This is a genomic window from Nocardia sp. NBC_00881, from assembly GCF_045207455.1.
Taxonomy (GTDB): Bacteria; Actinomycetota; Actinomycetes; order Mycobacteriales; family Mycobacteriaceae; genus Nocardia.
In genome coordinates this window covers 2,421,763-2,437,064 of the sequence record NZ_CP108798.1, presented here as the reverse complement: position 1 = coordinate 2,437,064, position 15,302 = coordinate 2,421,763, and the positions used below count along the sequence as shown (strand labels likewise).

At 68.7% G+C, this 15,302-nt stretch carries 14 protein-coding genes; 6 read left to right on the top strand and 8 right to left on the bottom strand.

Features of this window, described 5'->3' with window-relative positions; all coding sequences use genetic code 11:
- The first annotated feature begins 178 nt into the window (after positions 1-178).
- Positions 179-1,396, top strand: coding sequence for a PP2C family protein-serine/threonine phosphatase (locus OH799_RS09375; RefSeq protein ID WP_406277989.1), 1,218 nt, complete (start codon positions 179-181; stop codon positions 1,394-1,396).
- Positions 1,393-3,000, top strand: coding sequence for a CHASE3 domain-containing protein (locus tag OH799_RS09370; protein WP_406277986.1), 1,608 nt, complete (start codon positions 1,393-1,395; stop codon positions 2,998-3,000). The genes OH799_RS09375 and OH799_RS09370 overlap by 4 nt, the downstream gene beginning before the upstream one ends.
- A gap of 27 nt (positions 3,001-3,027) precedes the next feature.
- Here OH799_RS09370 and OH799_RS09365 read toward each other — a convergent pair whose 3' ends face one another.
- A complete protein-coding gene (locus OH799_RS09365; RefSeq protein ID WP_406277983.1) occupies positions 3,028-3,396 on the bottom strand; it encodes an STAS domain-containing protein in 369 nt (122 codons plus the stop codon).
- A gap of 1,151 nt (positions 3,397-4,547) precedes the next feature.
- Between OH799_RS09365 and OH799_RS09360 the strand changes: the two genes are divergently transcribed.
- The gene (locus OH799_RS09360) at positions 4,548-5,279 is read left to right on the top strand and encodes an anti-sigma factor domain-containing protein (RefSeq protein ID WP_406277980.1); all 732 of its coding nucleotides are present in this window, start codon (positions 4,548-4,550) and stop codon (positions 5,277-5,279) included.
- A 26-nt stretch (positions 5,280-5,305) separates the two neighbouring features.
- On the opposite strand, the gene OH799_RS09355 is transcribed toward OH799_RS09360, so the two are convergent.
- Positions 5,306-6,409: a glutamate--cysteine ligase gene (locus tag OH799_RS09355; RefSeq protein WP_406277977.1), complete on the bottom strand. Its 1,104-nt coding sequence runs from the start codon at positions 6,407-6,409 to the stop codon at positions 5,306-5,308.
- A 152-nt stretch (positions 6,410-6,561) separates the two neighbouring features.
- On the opposite strand from OH799_RS09355, the gene OH799_RS09350 reads away from it, so the two are divergent.
- Positions 6,562-6,897: a hypothetical protein gene (locus tag OH799_RS09350; protein ID WP_406277974.1), complete on the top strand. Its 336-nt coding sequence runs from the start codon at positions 6,562-6,564 to the stop codon at positions 6,895-6,897.
- A gap of 85 nt (positions 6,898-6,982) precedes the next feature.
- A complete protein-coding gene (locus OH799_RS09345) occupies positions 6,983-7,933 on the top strand; it encodes an FAD-dependent oxidoreductase (RefSeq protein ID WP_406277971.1) in 951 nt (316 codons plus the stop codon).
- Between the two features lie 71 nt (positions 7,934-8,004).
- Here the strand turns inward: OH799_RS09345 and OH799_RS09340 are convergent, their stop codons facing one another.
- The 5 genes from OH799_RS09340 to OH799_RS09320 all read right to left on the bottom strand — a co-directional run bounded on the left by OH799_RS09340 (position 8,005) and on the right by OH799_RS09320 (position 12,818).
- Positions 8,005-8,715 (bottom strand): histone deacetylase, encoded by a 711-nt coding sequence (locus OH799_RS09340; RefSeq protein WP_406277968.1) that lies wholly within the window; start codon positions 8,713-8,715, stop codon positions 8,005-8,007.
- 63 nt (positions 8,716-8,778) lie between these two features.
- The gene (locus OH799_RS09335; protein WP_406277965.1) at positions 8,779-9,036 is read right to left on the bottom strand and encodes an HPr family phosphocarrier protein; all 258 of its coding nucleotides are present in this window, start codon (positions 9,034-9,036) and stop codon (positions 8,779-8,781) included.
- Positions 9,037-9,060: 24 nt separating this feature from the next.
- Positions 9,061-11,091: a fructose-specific PTS transporter subunit EIIC gene (locus tag OH799_RS09330; protein ID WP_406277962.1), complete on the bottom strand. Its 2,031-nt coding sequence runs from the start codon at positions 11,089-11,091 to the stop codon at positions 9,061-9,063.
- A gap of 12 nt (positions 11,092-11,103) precedes the next feature.
- The gene (locus OH799_RS09325) at positions 11,104-12,054 is read right to left on the bottom strand and encodes a 1-phosphofructokinase family hexose kinase (protein WP_406277960.1); all 951 of its coding nucleotides are present in this window, start codon (positions 12,052-12,054) and stop codon (positions 11,104-11,106) included.
- Positions 12,051-12,818: a DeoR/GlpR family DNA-binding transcription regulator gene (locus OH799_RS09320; RefSeq protein ID WP_406277957.1), complete on the bottom strand. Its 768-nt coding sequence runs from the start codon at positions 12,816-12,818 to the stop codon at positions 12,051-12,053. The genes OH799_RS09325 and OH799_RS09320 overlap by 4 nt, the downstream gene beginning before the upstream one ends.
- Positions 12,819-12,965: 147 nt before the next feature.
- Here OH799_RS09320 and OH799_RS09315 point away from each other — a divergent pair, with 147 nt between their 5' ends.
- Positions 12,966-14,660: a putative PEP-binding protein gene (locus OH799_RS09315; RefSeq protein ID WP_406277954.1), complete on the top strand. Its 1,695-nt coding sequence runs from the start codon at positions 12,966-12,968 to the stop codon at positions 14,658-14,660.
- Between the two features lie 28 nt (positions 14,661-14,688).
- Here OH799_RS09315 and OH799_RS09310 read toward each other — a convergent pair whose 3' ends face one another.
- Positions 14,689-15,297: a hypothetical protein gene (locus OH799_RS09310; protein WP_406277951.1), complete on the bottom strand. Its 609-nt coding sequence runs from the start codon at positions 15,295-15,297 to the stop codon at positions 14,689-14,691.
- Positions 15,298-15,302: the final 5 nt, after the last annotated feature.

Sequence of the window (15,302 nt, the reverse complement as noted above, 5' to 3'; positions counted from 1 at the left end):
GGACGGTGCCCGTCGATCAGGCACGCGCTCTGCCATTCGACCAGCCCCAGGCGGGACCGTGCTCGGGCACCGGCAAGGACGAGTTGCGTATGCTGGCCCGACCGCCTCGATCAGTGTTCTGCCGTTCTGCCGCACTGCGGCCGAGAGCACTCGCAGGAGGGAAAGGAGACGGTAGTCGATGGCCGACGAGCAAGGCGAGCTGGACACCACGGTGGCCTGGTTTCACCGGGAATCGTCGCTGTTGCTCGTCGAGGACGACGCGGCGGATGCCCTCCTCGTCGAGGAACTGGTCGCGGACGCGACGCCAGGCCTGCGGCTGGAGTGGGTTCGTTCGCTGTGCGAGGCGGGTGAGCGCCTTGCTGAACAGTTGCCCGACTGCGTGCTGCTGGACCTGCATCTCCCCGATGCCCAGGGACTAGGAGTGTTGGCGCGCGTGCGCGAGTACACCGACGAGGTCGCCGTCGTCGTCCTCACGGGGCTCGCCGAGGAGCGCACCGGTCTGGCCGCGGTCGCCGCGGGCGCGCAGGACTACCTGGTCAAAGGTCGAGTCGAGCCGGAACTGTTCGCGCGCGCGGTGCGGTACGCCATCCAGCGCAAACAGGCCGAACGCGCGACGGCGGCACTGCGGGCAGGGCAGATGCGGGCGCAGGAGAACGCCCGCCTGGAGCGCGGCCTGCTGCCGACGCCGCTGCTGCGCGGGGAACGCCACGCCGACGTCGTCACGCGGTATCGGCCAGGCCGGGCGCAGGCGTTGCTCGGCGGTGATTTTTACGACGTGGTACAGCAGGCCGACGGCACCGTACACGCCGTGATCGGCGATGTGTCCGGGCACGGCCCTGACGAGGCGGCAACGGGTGTGGCTTTGCGATTGGCTTGGCGCACGCTGGTTCTCAGCGGGATCACCGGGGCACGGCAGCTTCGGCTGCTGGAGCAGCTCTTGCTTGCCGAACGCACCGGCGGTCAGACCTTCGCGACGGTCACCAGTCTGGTGCTGCTGCCGCGGCAGCGGAGCGTCCGGGTGCTTCGGGCCGGGCATCCGGGCATGCTGGTGTGCACCGAAGCCGACGTGCGGTGGGTAGAGGTGCCAGGCGGCCCCGCCCTGGGATTCCTACCGGAACAGGCGGATTGGCCGGTCCAGGAACTGTCGCTGCCGACCGGGGCCGGACTGGTGTTGTTCACCGACGGCCTGTTCGAAGGACGCACCGGCCCCGGGGGAGCGCGGCTCGGCGAGGACGGCCTGCTACGGCTGGCCCGCACGCTGACCACCCGGGAGCCGGAAGACTTCGTCGACCAGCTCATCGGCAGCGTCGAGGCGTCGGCCCAGGAGGCGGGTGGACTGGACGACGACGTGGCTGTCATGTATCTGCGATGGAGTCGAGATCAGGACGTGCGATGACGACAGCGATACCGAGCACCGGTCTGGCCGGACGTCTGACCGCGCGCGCCTGGTTCCAGTTGGTGCTCGCACTGATGATCCTCGTGGTGGTCGTCGGCGCGTTCGCGGGTGCCCGCGTGATCGCCGAGACCAACCGGGTCACCGACCGGCTGGTGAACGAGACGCAGCCCGCTGCCGCCGAGGCTTACCGGCTGCAGAGCGCGCTGGTCAACCAGGAGACCGGGCTGCGCGGGTACGCTATCGCGGGCGATCCGCGGTTTCTCGCGCCCTACACCGAGGGCAAACAGGAGGAAGCCCGGTCGGCCGCGCGCATTCGTGAGCTGCTGGCGGGCCGTCCCGGGCTGCTCGCCGACCTGGACGGTGTGGAACACTCCGCACAGCGGTGGCGCGGCGGCTACGCCGAACCGCTGGTGGCCGCGGTGTCGCCGACCAGCTCCCGCGCGATCGACGCGGTGCGCGGCAACGAAGTCTTTGACGAGCTGCGCGGCCGATTGGACAGCCAGAACCGCGATCTCGCCGCTGCCATCGACGGAGATCGCCGCGAACTCGACCGTATGCGCACCACGCGCAACGCCGTGCTCACCGGCATGGTGGTGGTCTTCCTGCTGGCGGGCGTCGCGTTGACGAGCCTGGTGCGTCGCCTCGTCGTCAGGCCACTCGCCTATCTGCAGTCCGCGTCGCTGCGCGTCGGACAGGGCGACTTCGACCATCGCATCAGCGTGCGCGGGCCCGCCGACCTCGCCACCGTCGCAGCGGCGGTCGAGAGCATGCGCCGCCGGATCGTTGCGGAACTGGCGTCTGCCCGCGCACAGGAGTCGCTGCTCGCGGAGCAGGCCGCGGACCTGGACGCGCAGACGACCGAACTGCGCCGTTCCAACGCCGAACTGGAGCAGTTCGCCTACGTCGCCTCCCACGACCTGCAGGAGCCGTTGCGCAAGGTGGCCTCGTTCTGCCAGCTGCTGGAGAAGCGGTACGGCGACCGGCTCGACGAGCGCGGCAAGCAGTACATCGACTTCGCGGTAGACGGCGCGAAGCGGATGCAGGTACTGATCAATGACCTGCTCACCTTCTCCCGCGTCGGACGGGTCACCGACCATAACGAGCCCACCCGCCTCGACAAGACCCTGGACAAGGCCCTGACGAACCTCGCCGCCGCCTGCGAGGACACCGGCGCCCGCATAGAGTGTCCTGACGAACTGCCCGAAATCACCGGCGACCCTACGCTGCTGAGCATGCTGTGGCAGAACCTGATCGGCAACGCGATCAAGTTCCGCAGCCCCGATCAGCCTCCGGTGTTGCGCATTACGTGCGAACCGCAGGGCCCTGCGGGCTGGCTACTGTCGGTGTCGGACAACGGCATCGGTATCGCCCCCGAGTTCGCCGACAAGGTGTTCGTGATCTTTCAGCGACTGCACAATCGCGACGAATACAGTGGCACCGGAATCGGATTGGCGCTGTGCAAGAAGATCGTCGAATACCACGGTGGGCGGATCTGGATCGATCCCGCATACACCGAAGGCACACGGTTCTGGTTCACCCTGAACACGTCGGCCGACGACGGTATCTACGCGGACGAAGAAATTTCGTCGACCACGTCGGCGTGACGCCGGAACCGTTCGAGGAACTCTGGCTCAGTTTCGCGACTGCGGCTCGTCGGCCGCCAGTGCTGCCTCCACGGTGTCGAATATGGTGAGCAGGCGGTCCAGCGCGGTCACCTCGATCGGCCGTCGCGCCGCGACGCTGGGCACCACCCGCAGTCCACCGGAACCGGTCGCCGCCGACGCGGCGAGCAGGACGCTCAGACCGGCCGAGCCGAGGAATCCGACGTTCGACATATCTACGACGACGGTGGGTGGCGTCTCGCGCATGACTTCCTCGAGCGCAGACTGCAAATGCGGCGCGGATGCCATATCGATTTCGCCGTGCACGGTGACGATCACGACGTCGTCCGCCGAACGCACCTGAACTTCCAGGGTCCGGGGTGTGCCGTCGGCACTCACAGTCCACCTCCCGTGTGAGCGGCGCGCCATCCGGGCACGTGACCGGAAGTCGACGGCACACGGGAGGGATACTCGGGTTTGCTTCCGCTCGTCGGGCCGCAATGCGCCACTTCTGCCTCCGCTGCGTGTCGAACCTCTGGCGCACTGGGCACGGCGCAGAGTAAGTGTTCTGTGGTCAACTTACCCCATCAGGTCCGGGGCCAGCACACGCCGCAATGCCATCCCAGCCGAACGACCAAGGCATTCGTTCGCGACGAAAGCGCCTTCCGCCAGCCGAAACTGGTGTTTGCCTGCTTGCGTCGCGGCGGTCACCGCTCGTCGTGGGGATCGCATCGCCAGGTGCTGGCGGAACGAGAATTCTGCCCACCACCAAACCGGTGTAGGAGCCGCAGCCGGTGAGGTTGTAGCGCGATCTCCATGCCTTCCACATTGGCGCTGGCAGAAGCTGGTCGAGCGGGATGCTGCGCTCGTTCCCGAGCACGATGAACCGCGATCAACGCTGCACCGAACTGTTCCGGCATGTCTATCCCGGAGCCCTGCCACGGTGCGGTCCGACCGCTTCCGCGACACCGACGAAAACCCTTATCGATCATGTGGTTCCATCTGTCGCGCCGACGCTACCGTGTAAGCACGGGATCGTCTGGTGCGGGTGGTGCGGTGCTCTCCTACGGTCGGAAATCCCCCGGAGATCGTCGGCGGCGTGCAGTCCGCAAATCGGAAGCGATCTCCCTGGTAGGTAGGGTGCCCGCGCCGCTGGCGGCAGACCGACACCAAATTCGTGGGATGTGGCGATGAGCCAATCCGCCGGGTGGCCCGTCGCGAAATCCAATCATGCAGGTTGATCCGGAGTTCTCGCCGATCCGTCTGCGCGCTGGTGCGGGCGAGTCGGCGCGGGGGGCGTGCCCGGTTTGTCCGGAGGGCCGATGTGGTCGAGGTCTGTCGAGCGATCGACTCGGTCGGCGCGTTCGGAGCGGGGGACGAGAACGCGTCGACCGACTTCTGTCGTGCGGTCGCCCAGCGGATTTTCCGGCGGCCATACGAACGACCGAACCTGCGGCGCGGTCGCCGACCATCCCTCCACCTACTGTCGAAGGCCGTGTACGGGACCGGCTCGCACGGCTCCGAACCTGTCTCACTGGAAGTGATCAGCAATGACCGAGACTGGGCAGCCCCACACGGACCTGCTCGACCTGGCCTATCCCTACGCGATGGACGCGGTAGCCGAGATCGAACGCCGCAGTATCGAAAACCGTGTGGCGAAGGCGGATTCCGTCACCGCAATAGCATTTGCCGCCACCGTTCACCGGGTCAGGGAGACACTGACGGCGCTGAGCATGTCCGAGGCGGTGAATCCGCCGCCGACGCTGGAGTCGAAGGTCCTGCAGGCGCTCGACCAATCAACCGGCCACGCACCACCCGAACGGCGAGGCACAGCGGTGGTCGGTCGGGTGCCGCGGCTGGCCTGGCTCGCTGTTGCCGCCGTGGTTGCCGGGGTCGGGGCGGGTGGCGTCGTGATCGCCGAGCGGACCATCGGCAACCACGCCGTGCGGTTCACCGCCGAACAGATACTGGTACAACCGGATTCGAGATCCCATGTCGCGCAGCTGCCCGGCGGGGGCACGCTCACTGTGCGCACCTCGGCGCGGCTCGAGGCTGTCGCGGTGACGTTCGAAGCGGTACCCGCACCCCCTCCGGGGCAGGCCTACCAGCTCTGGCTGGTCTCCTCCGGAGTCCCGCGCTCGGCGGCGGTGCTGACCACCGTGCCGCAGGCGGGGGTGCTCACCCGATTCGATCCGGCGGATATCCTCGCCGTCACGATCGAACCCGCGGGTGGTTCCGCGCATCCGACGTCTCCGCGGCTCGCTGCGGTCGCTCTCGGCTGACGGGGCCGACACCGCCGGTGCCGCGGCTACCCGCATCCTTCAAGAGTCGCACCTGCCACCTCACGGATGACGTCACCCACGTCGCGGCGGGCGCGGAACGCCGCGAGCTGACGGTGCGCACCGTTGCCGCGGGCCAGGACGGCGGCGAACGCCTCGTCCACGAACTGGCGGTCGCCCGCTTCCTCGAGGGCGGGAGCGGCGTGGTCGATCAGCCTGCCCAGAAGGGTGCGGATGGGCTCCACGTGGCAGTCGAACGGGTCCACCCCGTCCCCAGCGAGTCCTGAACGCGCGGCTTTCCAATACGCCGCCCGCAGTACCCCGGCCGGGACCGTGGGCGCGATCCGACCGGCTGCCAAGGACTTCCGCGCCATCACCACTGTCGCGCGCACCAGCGCGGCCAGCAGCGCGGTCTCCTCGACGGTGGCGGGGATATCGCTGACCCGCACTTCGACGGTCGGGAACGAGATCGACGGGCGGACGTCCCAGTAGATCATCTTTCGGTCCAGGATGGTTCCGCTGCTGAGCATCATCTCGACCATGGCGTCGTAGTCGCGCGCGGAGGAGAAGTACGGCGGTGGTCCCGCGCTCGGCCACCGTCGCCACAGGATGCTGCGCCAACTGGCGTAGCCGGTCTCGACGCCGCGGTAAAGCGCCGAGTTGGCCGTAAGCGCCAGCAGCAGCGGCAGCCACGGCCGCAGATAGTTGCCGACTTGCACCGCCGTCTCACGATCCGGGATGCCGACGTGAATGTGACACCCGGACAGCCCCTGCTCGTGTCCGAGGATGCCGAAGTTGTCGGCGATGCGCTGATAGCGTGGGGTGTCGGTGACCGGGACCTCGGTCGGCGCCGTCGGCGGGATGCCCACCGCGAGCAGGCGCGCGTCGTTCTGCTCCGCACAGGCGGCGATGCTGCGCCGCAGCTCGCGCAGCTCCCGGTGGAGCGCGGCGATGTCGGTGTGCACCGCGGTGTTGGCCTCCAGTTGGCAGCGCGTCAGCTCGAGTTGTAGATCGATGCCGATCTCTTTTGCCGTCCGAGCCACTTCGACGTTCTTTGCCACCGGGGCTCCGGTGCCCGGATCGGCCAACAGGAACTCTTCTTCCACACCGACGGTCGCGCGCCCAGCGTCCATGCTGGCCGGATACCCAAGGTTTCCGTCGCTAGTCGGCCGTTGCGGTGCGAGATCGCCGCTCGGATGCCGCTCGACCACCGGGGGTCGCCGCGTTTGAACGGCGTCGCGTGGGCAACCTCGGCCGCATGGGCCATACCGATGGGAGGCATGACATGTTTCGAATCGCCGTCCGAATCGCCGCGACAGTGGGCGCGGCAGGGGTGTTCGCCGCGACTGGGGCGGGACTCGCCGTCGCGGCGCCGACCTTGTCGGCGGACACCCAGGAAGAGGGGAGTATCAAGGTGGGAAGCCAGCCGGACGGGGAGAACTGGATGTGTGCGCTGGTGGGCTCCGCTGAGACGTCGGGTCCGCGCGTCGACATCGCCCAAGCCATGGAGAGCCGCGGTGGGTTCGCGGCGGGGAGCACCGTCCTCGCCGGCTGCTTGGGACAGCAGCCACCGTTCGTGGCCGTGACCAGCGGGGTCACCTCGCTCGACGACGAAGACTAGCGCCGCCGCTCGGGAGTCGCGGCGGCCTCCCACGGACGGTGCTGCGGAAATGCCGCCGCACCGAGTCCGACGATAGGTTCGTCGCATGCGGATCGTCGTCCTCGGTTCGGGCATCTCGGGTCTTTCCACCGCGGCGGAACTGCTGCGTGACAAGCACGACGTCACGATTGTCAGCGCCGAGCCGATCACGGCGACGACCTCTTTCCTGGCCGCCGCCGTCTGGTTTCCGACTGCGGCGGGCCCGGTCGAACGCGTTCGAGCATGGAGCGAAACGACATTCGAGCATTTGGCGGTCTTGGCCGCGGCGGGCACGCCGGGCGTGCGGATGTGCGAATCCACGGCGCTCTACCGAGGCGAGCCCGCGATCCCCGTGTGGTCGCGGTCGGTCCGTTCCTTCCGCGTCGCCGACCAGGCTGAATTGCCGCGCGGCTACTCCTTCGGCTTCCGGTTCGCTGTTCCGCTGGTGGAGATGCCGACCTACCTGCCGTATCTGCGCGACCAGGTGGACGCGGCCGGGGCGCGGTGGGTGTTGCGCACCATTCACCGGCTCGACGACCTCGGCGACCTGTGCCCGGACGTGGTGATCAACTGCGCGGGACTGCGCGCCGCCGAACTCGTCGACGACCCCGAGGTGTATCCGATCCGCGGCCAGATCGTGCGCGTCGCGAACCCGGGGCTATCGATGTCGCTGCGCGACGAGGCCCACCCGCTCGGTCGCGCCTACGTCCACCCCCGCGCGAACGACTGCGTTCTCGGCGGCTCTCTGGACCTCGGCGAGTGGGACACCACTCCGAACGCCGAACTGACTCGGTCGATTCTGGCGCGCTGCCGCGACCTGGCCCCCGCCTTGGCCGACAGTCGAGTTCTGGAAACCCTCGTCGGTCTGCGCCCCGGCCGCAGCGAAGTCCGGCTCGAACTCGACACCTCAGCGCTGCCCGGCATCCCCGTGATCCACAATTACGGCCACGGCGGTTCCGGCATCACCATCGGCTACGGTTGCGCCCGCGAGAGCGCCGCTCTCGTCGCCGCGCTGTGAACGGCGGTTTCGGGGCCAGTCGCCGTAGCTGCGCGACACCGCCGACGCCAGTGCGCTGAAAGCGGTCAGCCCTACAAATCCGCGCGGAGGAGCGCATCGACGGAGTCGGGTGTCCATCGGCGGTCCGCACCGGGGCGGGTCGCGAGGTAGGCCGCGGTGGTCGCGGTGGTCCAGTGATGTGCGGCGGACAGGCCGGTGGCGAGGTGTCGGAGGTAGGCGGGGGAGGGCGGGTTGCCGGGTAGGTCGCGGTAGCGCCAGGGTGCCGTGAAGGTCAGGATGGGATGGCTTTCGTGTGTTCCGGCGCGGACCAAGGTTTCGTACCGGCCGGGCCCGAGTGCCGTTGTGCCACTATCGATCACCTTGACCAAATCCAGGTCGGCGCCGGGGGCGCGGTACATCTCCTGGGCCACGATGTCGGAGAACTGGGCGGCGGTGACGAGATGGGCGTGCACGGCGATCTCGCTCCGGCCGGCCGGGTCGTAGAAGGCTCGGCCACCGGTCCAGGTCAGCGATTCGGTGGCGAAGTACAACAGGCCGGGGAGCAGTAAGGGCACCGAGCGGATCGGGTCGGTTCGATCGCGGCAGCCGGGCAGGGTCAGCGCTCCGCCTTCAGGCTTGCCACCGCGCAGATAGGTGCGCAACCGTGTCAAGCTCATGTTCGAGCCGTAGGCGGCATACCACACCGGATCCGTCCAGGAGCGTGCGTCCGATCGCGCGGGCAGCGCTTCCCATCGTGTGGCCACCGAATCGGCGGCCACATACTCGGTACGCCGTGCCGTCATCTCACCATTCTCGGCCGAATTGGGCCCGCACGGCCACCGCCTAGGCGACCGCGGACTCGGCACTCAGGCGTCGAGATCGGCGGCGACCAGTTCGGCGACCTTGTCCAGGACTACCTGGTCGTCGCTGGTGACCACGACCGCGGTGCCCTTGGTAGCGCCGAGGGTCATGATCATGAGCGCTGAACCTGCGTCGACGGGCTCGCCGCCGACGACGGACAGCGTCACGGGAACGCCCGCTGCCTGAACGACTTCAGCGATGATGTTGGCGGGGCGGGCGTGCAGACCGATGGACGAGCCGACTGCGACGGTCGCGTGTGCCATGGTGGAACTCCTTGTGGGACGGGTTTATGCAGCGGTGACGGTTACGGGGGAGGTGGCAGGACGAGACCGGACGAGTTCTTTGGCCACCGTGACGCAGAGTGCTCCGACGACCGCTCCGGCAGCCAGTGCGGCGAGGAACCAGAGCAGGTGGCCCACGGCGAAGAAGACGAAGATGCCGCCGTGCGGTGCGCTCAGCGTAGTGCCGGTGGTCATGATCAGCGCTCCGGTCACGGCGCCGCCCGCCATCATGGATGGGATGACGCGCAGCGGGTCGGCGGCGGCGAAGGGGATCGCGCCTTCGGAGATGAAGGACGCGCCGAGCAGCCACGCGGCCTTGCCGTTTTCGCGTTCGGCGGTGGTGAACAGGCCGGGCCTGATCGTAGTGGCCAGCGCCATGGCCAGCGGCGGCACCATGCCGGCGGCCATGACGGCGGCCATGATGCGCAGGGAGGCGGTGTCGGTGACGCTGAGACCGGCGACGGCGAACGAGTAGGCGGCCTTGTTGACCGGTCCGCCGAGGTCGAAGCACATCATCAACCCGAGGATGATGCCAAGGAACACCGCCGACGTGCCGGACAGGCCATTGAGCCAGTTGGTGAGTCCGGTGGTCGCGGCGGCGAGTGGTTTGCCGAGCACGATGAACATCACCGCGCCGACGACCAGCGACGCGAACAGCGGGATCACCACGACCGGCATCAGCCCCCTGGCCCACCGTGGGACAGCGAGTTTCGCGATCCACAGGGCCGCGAATCCGGCGATCACTCCACCCGCCAGACCGCCGAGGAACCCGGCGCCGACGAAGACCGCGACCGCTCCGGCGGTGAATCCGGGTGCGAGGCCCGGCCGGTCGGCGATGGCGAAAGCGATGTAGCCGGCCAGTGCGGGGACCAGGAAGCCGAAGGCGAGTGAGCCGAGCTGGAACATGACCGCACCGAGGTAGATGGCCAGACCGCCGTCGGGCAGCGCGCCGAGCGAGTTGTCCAGGACGATGGACTTGGCCTTCTCGGAGATCTCGTAGCCGCCGAGTAGGAAGCCGAGCGCGATGAGCAGGCCGCCCGCCGCGACGAACGGGATCATGTAGCTGACGCCGGTCAGCAGGATCTGCCGCAGCCGAGTGCCCCACCCGATGGCGCCGGGAGCCGGTGCGGTGGAGGGCTTTTCGCCGAACTCCGAATCGGCGACGGTCGCTGCGGCGGGATCGTCCGCGGCGCGGAGCGCATCGGCGATCATGCCATCGGGTTCGTTGATCGCTCGTTTGACCCCGGATTCCACGACAGGCTTGCCCGCGAATCTGTCGCGCCCGCGCACTCCGACGTCGGTGGCGAAGATGACCGCGGCGGCGGCCGCGATGGTCGCGTGGCCGAGTGGAGTACTGCCGCTCGAACCCTGAGTTTCCACGTGCACCGTCACCCCGGCGCGTTTACCCGCGGCGACCAGGGAGTCGGCGGCCATATAGGTGTGCGCGATACCGGTCGGGCAGGCGGTGACCGCCACGATCGCCCGCTCGGCGCCTTGCTCCTCGCCCTCGGCCGCCGTGGTCGTGCTAGCCGGTGCGGCATCGGCTGCGGTGGGTGTGTGCTGCGAGCCCGTCGCTGGACTCGGCGGGCCGAACACGGCCTCCACCAGGGTCACGATGTCGGCGGCCGTGGCCGCAGCGCGCAGGTCACCGACGAACTCTGGTTTGACCAGTGCCCGAGCCAGACTCGACAGTAACTTCATGTGCTCGGCGCCGGCCCCCTCCGGCGCCGCGATCAGGAAGACGAGGTCGGCAGGGCCGTCCGGGGCGCCGAAATCGACCGACGGAGCGAGCCGGGCGAACGCGACCGACGCCGTGATGACGGTCCCGGCGCGGCAGTGCGGAATCGCGATGCCGCCGGGAAGGCCGGTCGCGGATTGGGATTCACGTGCCAGCGCGGCGTCGCGCAGAGCCGTGGCGTCGGCCGCGCGGCCGACGCCGGCCAGGCGTTCGGCGAGCGCGGCGATCACCGATTCTTTGCCGGTGCCGAGATCGACGTCGAGGGTGATCAGGTCCTGGGTGATGATCGAGTCGGCCACTGTGGCCTCCTTCTAGCTGTAGTGCAGAGAATCCAGCGCCGTCACGGAAACGGCGTCGAGGTCGATGTCGTGCGGGCCGGGTAGGCCGGTGCCGGGTAGCGCGGCGGCGGCGCTGCCGTACGCGACGGCGTGTCGCAACCGCTCGGCCGGTCCGGCGCCGTCGAATTCGGCGAGTAGATAGCCGGCCAGCGACGAGTCGCCCGCGCCGACGGTGCTGCGCGGTGTGACGGGCGGCGCCGCCGCGAACCAGGCGCCCTCGTCCGTCACCAGTACCGCTCCGGCCTTGCCGAGCGTCGCGAGTACCGCACCGACACCGCGGTCGACCAGGGTCGCGGCGGCGTGGGCGGCGGCAATCGGATCCTCCAGGTCGGTGGGGTTGCCAACGGTGATCTGGGCCAGCTCGTCGGTGTTCGGTTTCAGCAATCGCGGTGGGGCCGAGCCGAATTCGGCAGCGAGCGCCTGCAGCGGGCCATCGGAGGCGTCGACCGCCACCGGGATCCCCGGCAACCGGCGGAGTAGCCTGACGTACCAGTCGGCGGGCACCCCCGGGGGCAGCGAGCCCGACAGCACCACCCAGGACGCGGCGGCCGCGAGACTGTCGAGCGACTCGGCCAGTGCCTCCGTGCACGCGGCGGTCAGTGCGGTCCCGGGTTCATTGATCTTCGTGGTGGTTCCGTCGACTTCCGCGACCGTGAGATTGGTCCGGGCGGAGCCGGATGTCGCTACGGCGCGGTACGCGATGCCCGCGTCGGTGAGTTCCCGCAGCAGCGGATCTCCTTCGTTGCCGGGTAGCACGGCAATGGTGGCATGGCCGGCCGCGGCGATCACGCGCGATACGTTGACGCCTTTGCCGCCGGGATGCGAGCTCACCGCGGCGGCGCGATGGACCGCGCCGCGGTGCAGCGGTCCGGTCAGGGTGACGGTGCGGTCGATGCTGGGATTGGCGGTCAGCGTGAGGATCATGCGGTGACCACCTCGATGCCGTACTCGGTGAGCTCGTTGCGCACCGATGGCACCAGGTCGGTGTCGGTGACCAGGGCGTCGATGTCCTCGATGGCCGCGAATCGCACGAGATCCTCCCGGCCGACCTTGCTCGAGTCGGCGACGACGACTACGCGATGCGCACTGGCGACCATGACGCGTTTGACCGCGGCCTCGTCGATATCCGGCGTGGACAGGCCGTGTCCGGAGGTCAGCGCGTTGGTACCGATGAACGCGACGTCGACGCGTAGCTCGCCGAGCATGCGCTGGGTTTCCGGTCCGACGGCGGCCTGGGTGACGCCACGGACTCGCCCGCCGAGCAGATGCAACCGCACCGCGGCGTGCCCGCTGAGCCGGGCCGCGATCGGAACCGAATTGGTCACCGCGACGAGCTCTCGATCCGTCGGCAGTAGCGCGGCGACGCGCGCGGTGGTGGTGCCCGCGTCGAACAGGACGCTGCCGCCGGTCGGCGGAAGGAATTCCAATGCCGCTTTGGCGATGCGGTCCTTCTCCGCGGCGTGGCTGTGTTCGCGTTCGCCGGTGCCGAGTTCGATCGCGGTCAGTGCGGCGGCGGGCACCGCGCCGCCGTGCACCCGTCGGATCAGCCCCATCCGATCGAGCGCCGCGAGATCACGCCGCACGGTTTCGGTGGTGACGCCATACTGCTCGGACAGATCGGTGACCGACACCCGCCCCCGTTGCCCGACCAGCGTGGCGATGGCCTGCTGCCGTTCCTCGGCGTACATCCGATCCTCCCGGGCTTGATGTTGATTTATGTTGTTTTATATCTGTATGTGTTGCTTTGTCAAGGTGTTCGAGTATTCTGGATCACATCGGAAGTGGGGCGAGTATGAAACGGGACTTGCTCGGCAATGGCGCGGAGGAGACGGCGGATGACCAGGTCGTTGCAGGTAAAGGCAGGATCCATGGTGCTGCGCGGTACTCCGGCGGTGTCCGGGGTCGCGCTCGCGGCCGCGGTCCGTCCAATTCCGCGACTGAGCGTCGAGGTGTCGAAGGACCTGGTTCCAGAGCCCGATCGGGCATCAGAGCTATCCGCGTTCCATGCCGCGGCGACCACCGTTGCCGCTCGATTGCGGGAACGCGCCGCGCGCGCCAGCGGCGCCGCGGCGGAGGTGCTCACGGCTGACGCCGCGATGGCCACCGACCGTGGCTGGCTCGGCGCCGCCGAGAAACTGATCGCAGCGGGCACGCCCGCCCGGGCGGCAGCGGTCGCGGCCACGGACCAGTTCGCGGAGGTGTTCACGAAACTCGGCGGCCTGATGGCCGAGCGCGTCACGGACTTGCGGGACGTCTGCGACCGGGTGGTCGCGGAGCTGGCCGGCGTGCCGGAGCCCGGAATTCCGGTACCCGCGCGGCCGGCGATCCTGCTCGCGGACGACCTGGCTCCGGCGGATGCGGCCGGACTCGATCCGACGCTCATCATCGGTTTGGCGACGTCGCTGGGCGGGCCCACCAGCCATACGGCGATCATCGCGCGCCAGCTAGGCATTCCCTGTGTCGTCGCGGTCGCCGGGCTCGATGAGGTCGAGGCGGGCGCGGGGGTGCTGTTGGATGGTTCATCCGGTGAAGTCGTCGTCGATCCAGATCCCCGCCTCGCGGCACAGGCGCTCGAGGAGTTCCGTGCACGCGCCACCCGCGACGCTGCTTGGACGGGGCCAGGTACCACCGCGGACGGTCACCGCGTGGAGGTCCTGGTGAACGTCCAAGACGGCGCCGGGGCCCGCGCGGCGCGCCGGACACCGGCCGAGGGTGTGGGTCTGTTTCGCACCGAATTGTGTTTCTTGGACCGGGAAACCGAACCGAGCGTGTCCGAGCAGGAGCAGATCTACCGTGCCGTACTCGACGCGTATTCCGGAGCGAAAGTGGTGATCCGGACCCTCGACGCCGGATCGGACAAGCCGCTGCGGTTCGCCGACCATCCCGACGAGGCGAATCCCGCGCTCGGGGTGCGCGGGATCCGCATCGCCGCCCGGGACAGTGGCATCCTCGACCGGCAACTGGATGCCATCGCGCGAGCCGCAGTCGGCCGCCGGCCTGTTCCGTGGGTCATGGCGCCGATGATTTCGACCGCGGCCGAAGCGGAATCCTTCGCCGCGAAAGTTCGGCAGCGCGGGTTGGTGCCCGGTGCGATGATCGAAGTGCCCGCCGCCGCGCTGACCGCGGAGTCGATTCTCCGGCACGTCGACTTCCTGTCCGTCGGCACCAACGACCTTGCGCAATACACGATGGCCGCCGACCGGATGTCTCCGGCACTTGCCGCCCTTACCGACCCCTGGCAGCCGGCGGTGTTGTCTCTTGTCGCGCACACCGCGGCCGCGGGGCGAACCCTCGGCAAGCCGGTCGGGGTGTGCGGTGAAGCCGCGGCCGACCCGGCTTTGGCGTGTGTCCTGGTCGGTCTCGGCGTCGGATCCCTGTCCGCGGCCGCGAGTGCGATCGCCGCGGTGGGTGCGGGATTGTCGGCGGTCACCCGAGAGAACTGCGAGCGCGCCGCGGCCGCGGCGCTGGTCGCCGCCGATCCCGCCGCGGCCCGCGTGGCGGCCCGATCGATTCTGGAGTGGGCACCCTGACTCCTCGGGTTGCTGGACCGGGTGCCCGCTACCTTCGTGGCGACACCAGCATCGGCTCATGCAAGTCGAAGTATGTGACCTCGCGCATGAGCTGGTTCTCCTCCTCGAACAGCGACCTCAGATCGTCGGGTATCTCCATCTTCTCGTGGGCGCGAGCTTCGGCTTCGGAAGAGAAGTACACCGCCTCGACGAATCCGTCGCTGCCGTATGTCGCCAAGGTGCCGCCGAGAATCTCTGGGCGGACCTCGTGTAAACGATCGCTGGCTTGCGTCTCCAGTTCGCGCATTCGGCCTGCGTCGCGAGTATGGCCCTCCATGATCTGCACGAAGCCGGCCTGGTCGGAGCCGCCGCCCATCCACTGTGTGACCTCGGAGCAGTCCATGAATGTGACAGGCCCGTCGAAACATCTTTCGGTCTCGGCCCACCATGCGCTTTGCTCCGGGCGCTCACTATTCCGTCGCGCCGCGTCCGCGGACTCGAATCTTGCCAACGCTATGCATGTTCCGTCGTCGCACAGTCCCCAGGTCGTTCCGAGGTAGCCGACAGCTCCCGGTTGCAGTTCCTCGGTCCACCGATCCATGCATCGACGTAGTCCGTCGACATCGGAGACTTTGCCTTGAATGACTTGGATGAACATCGAAC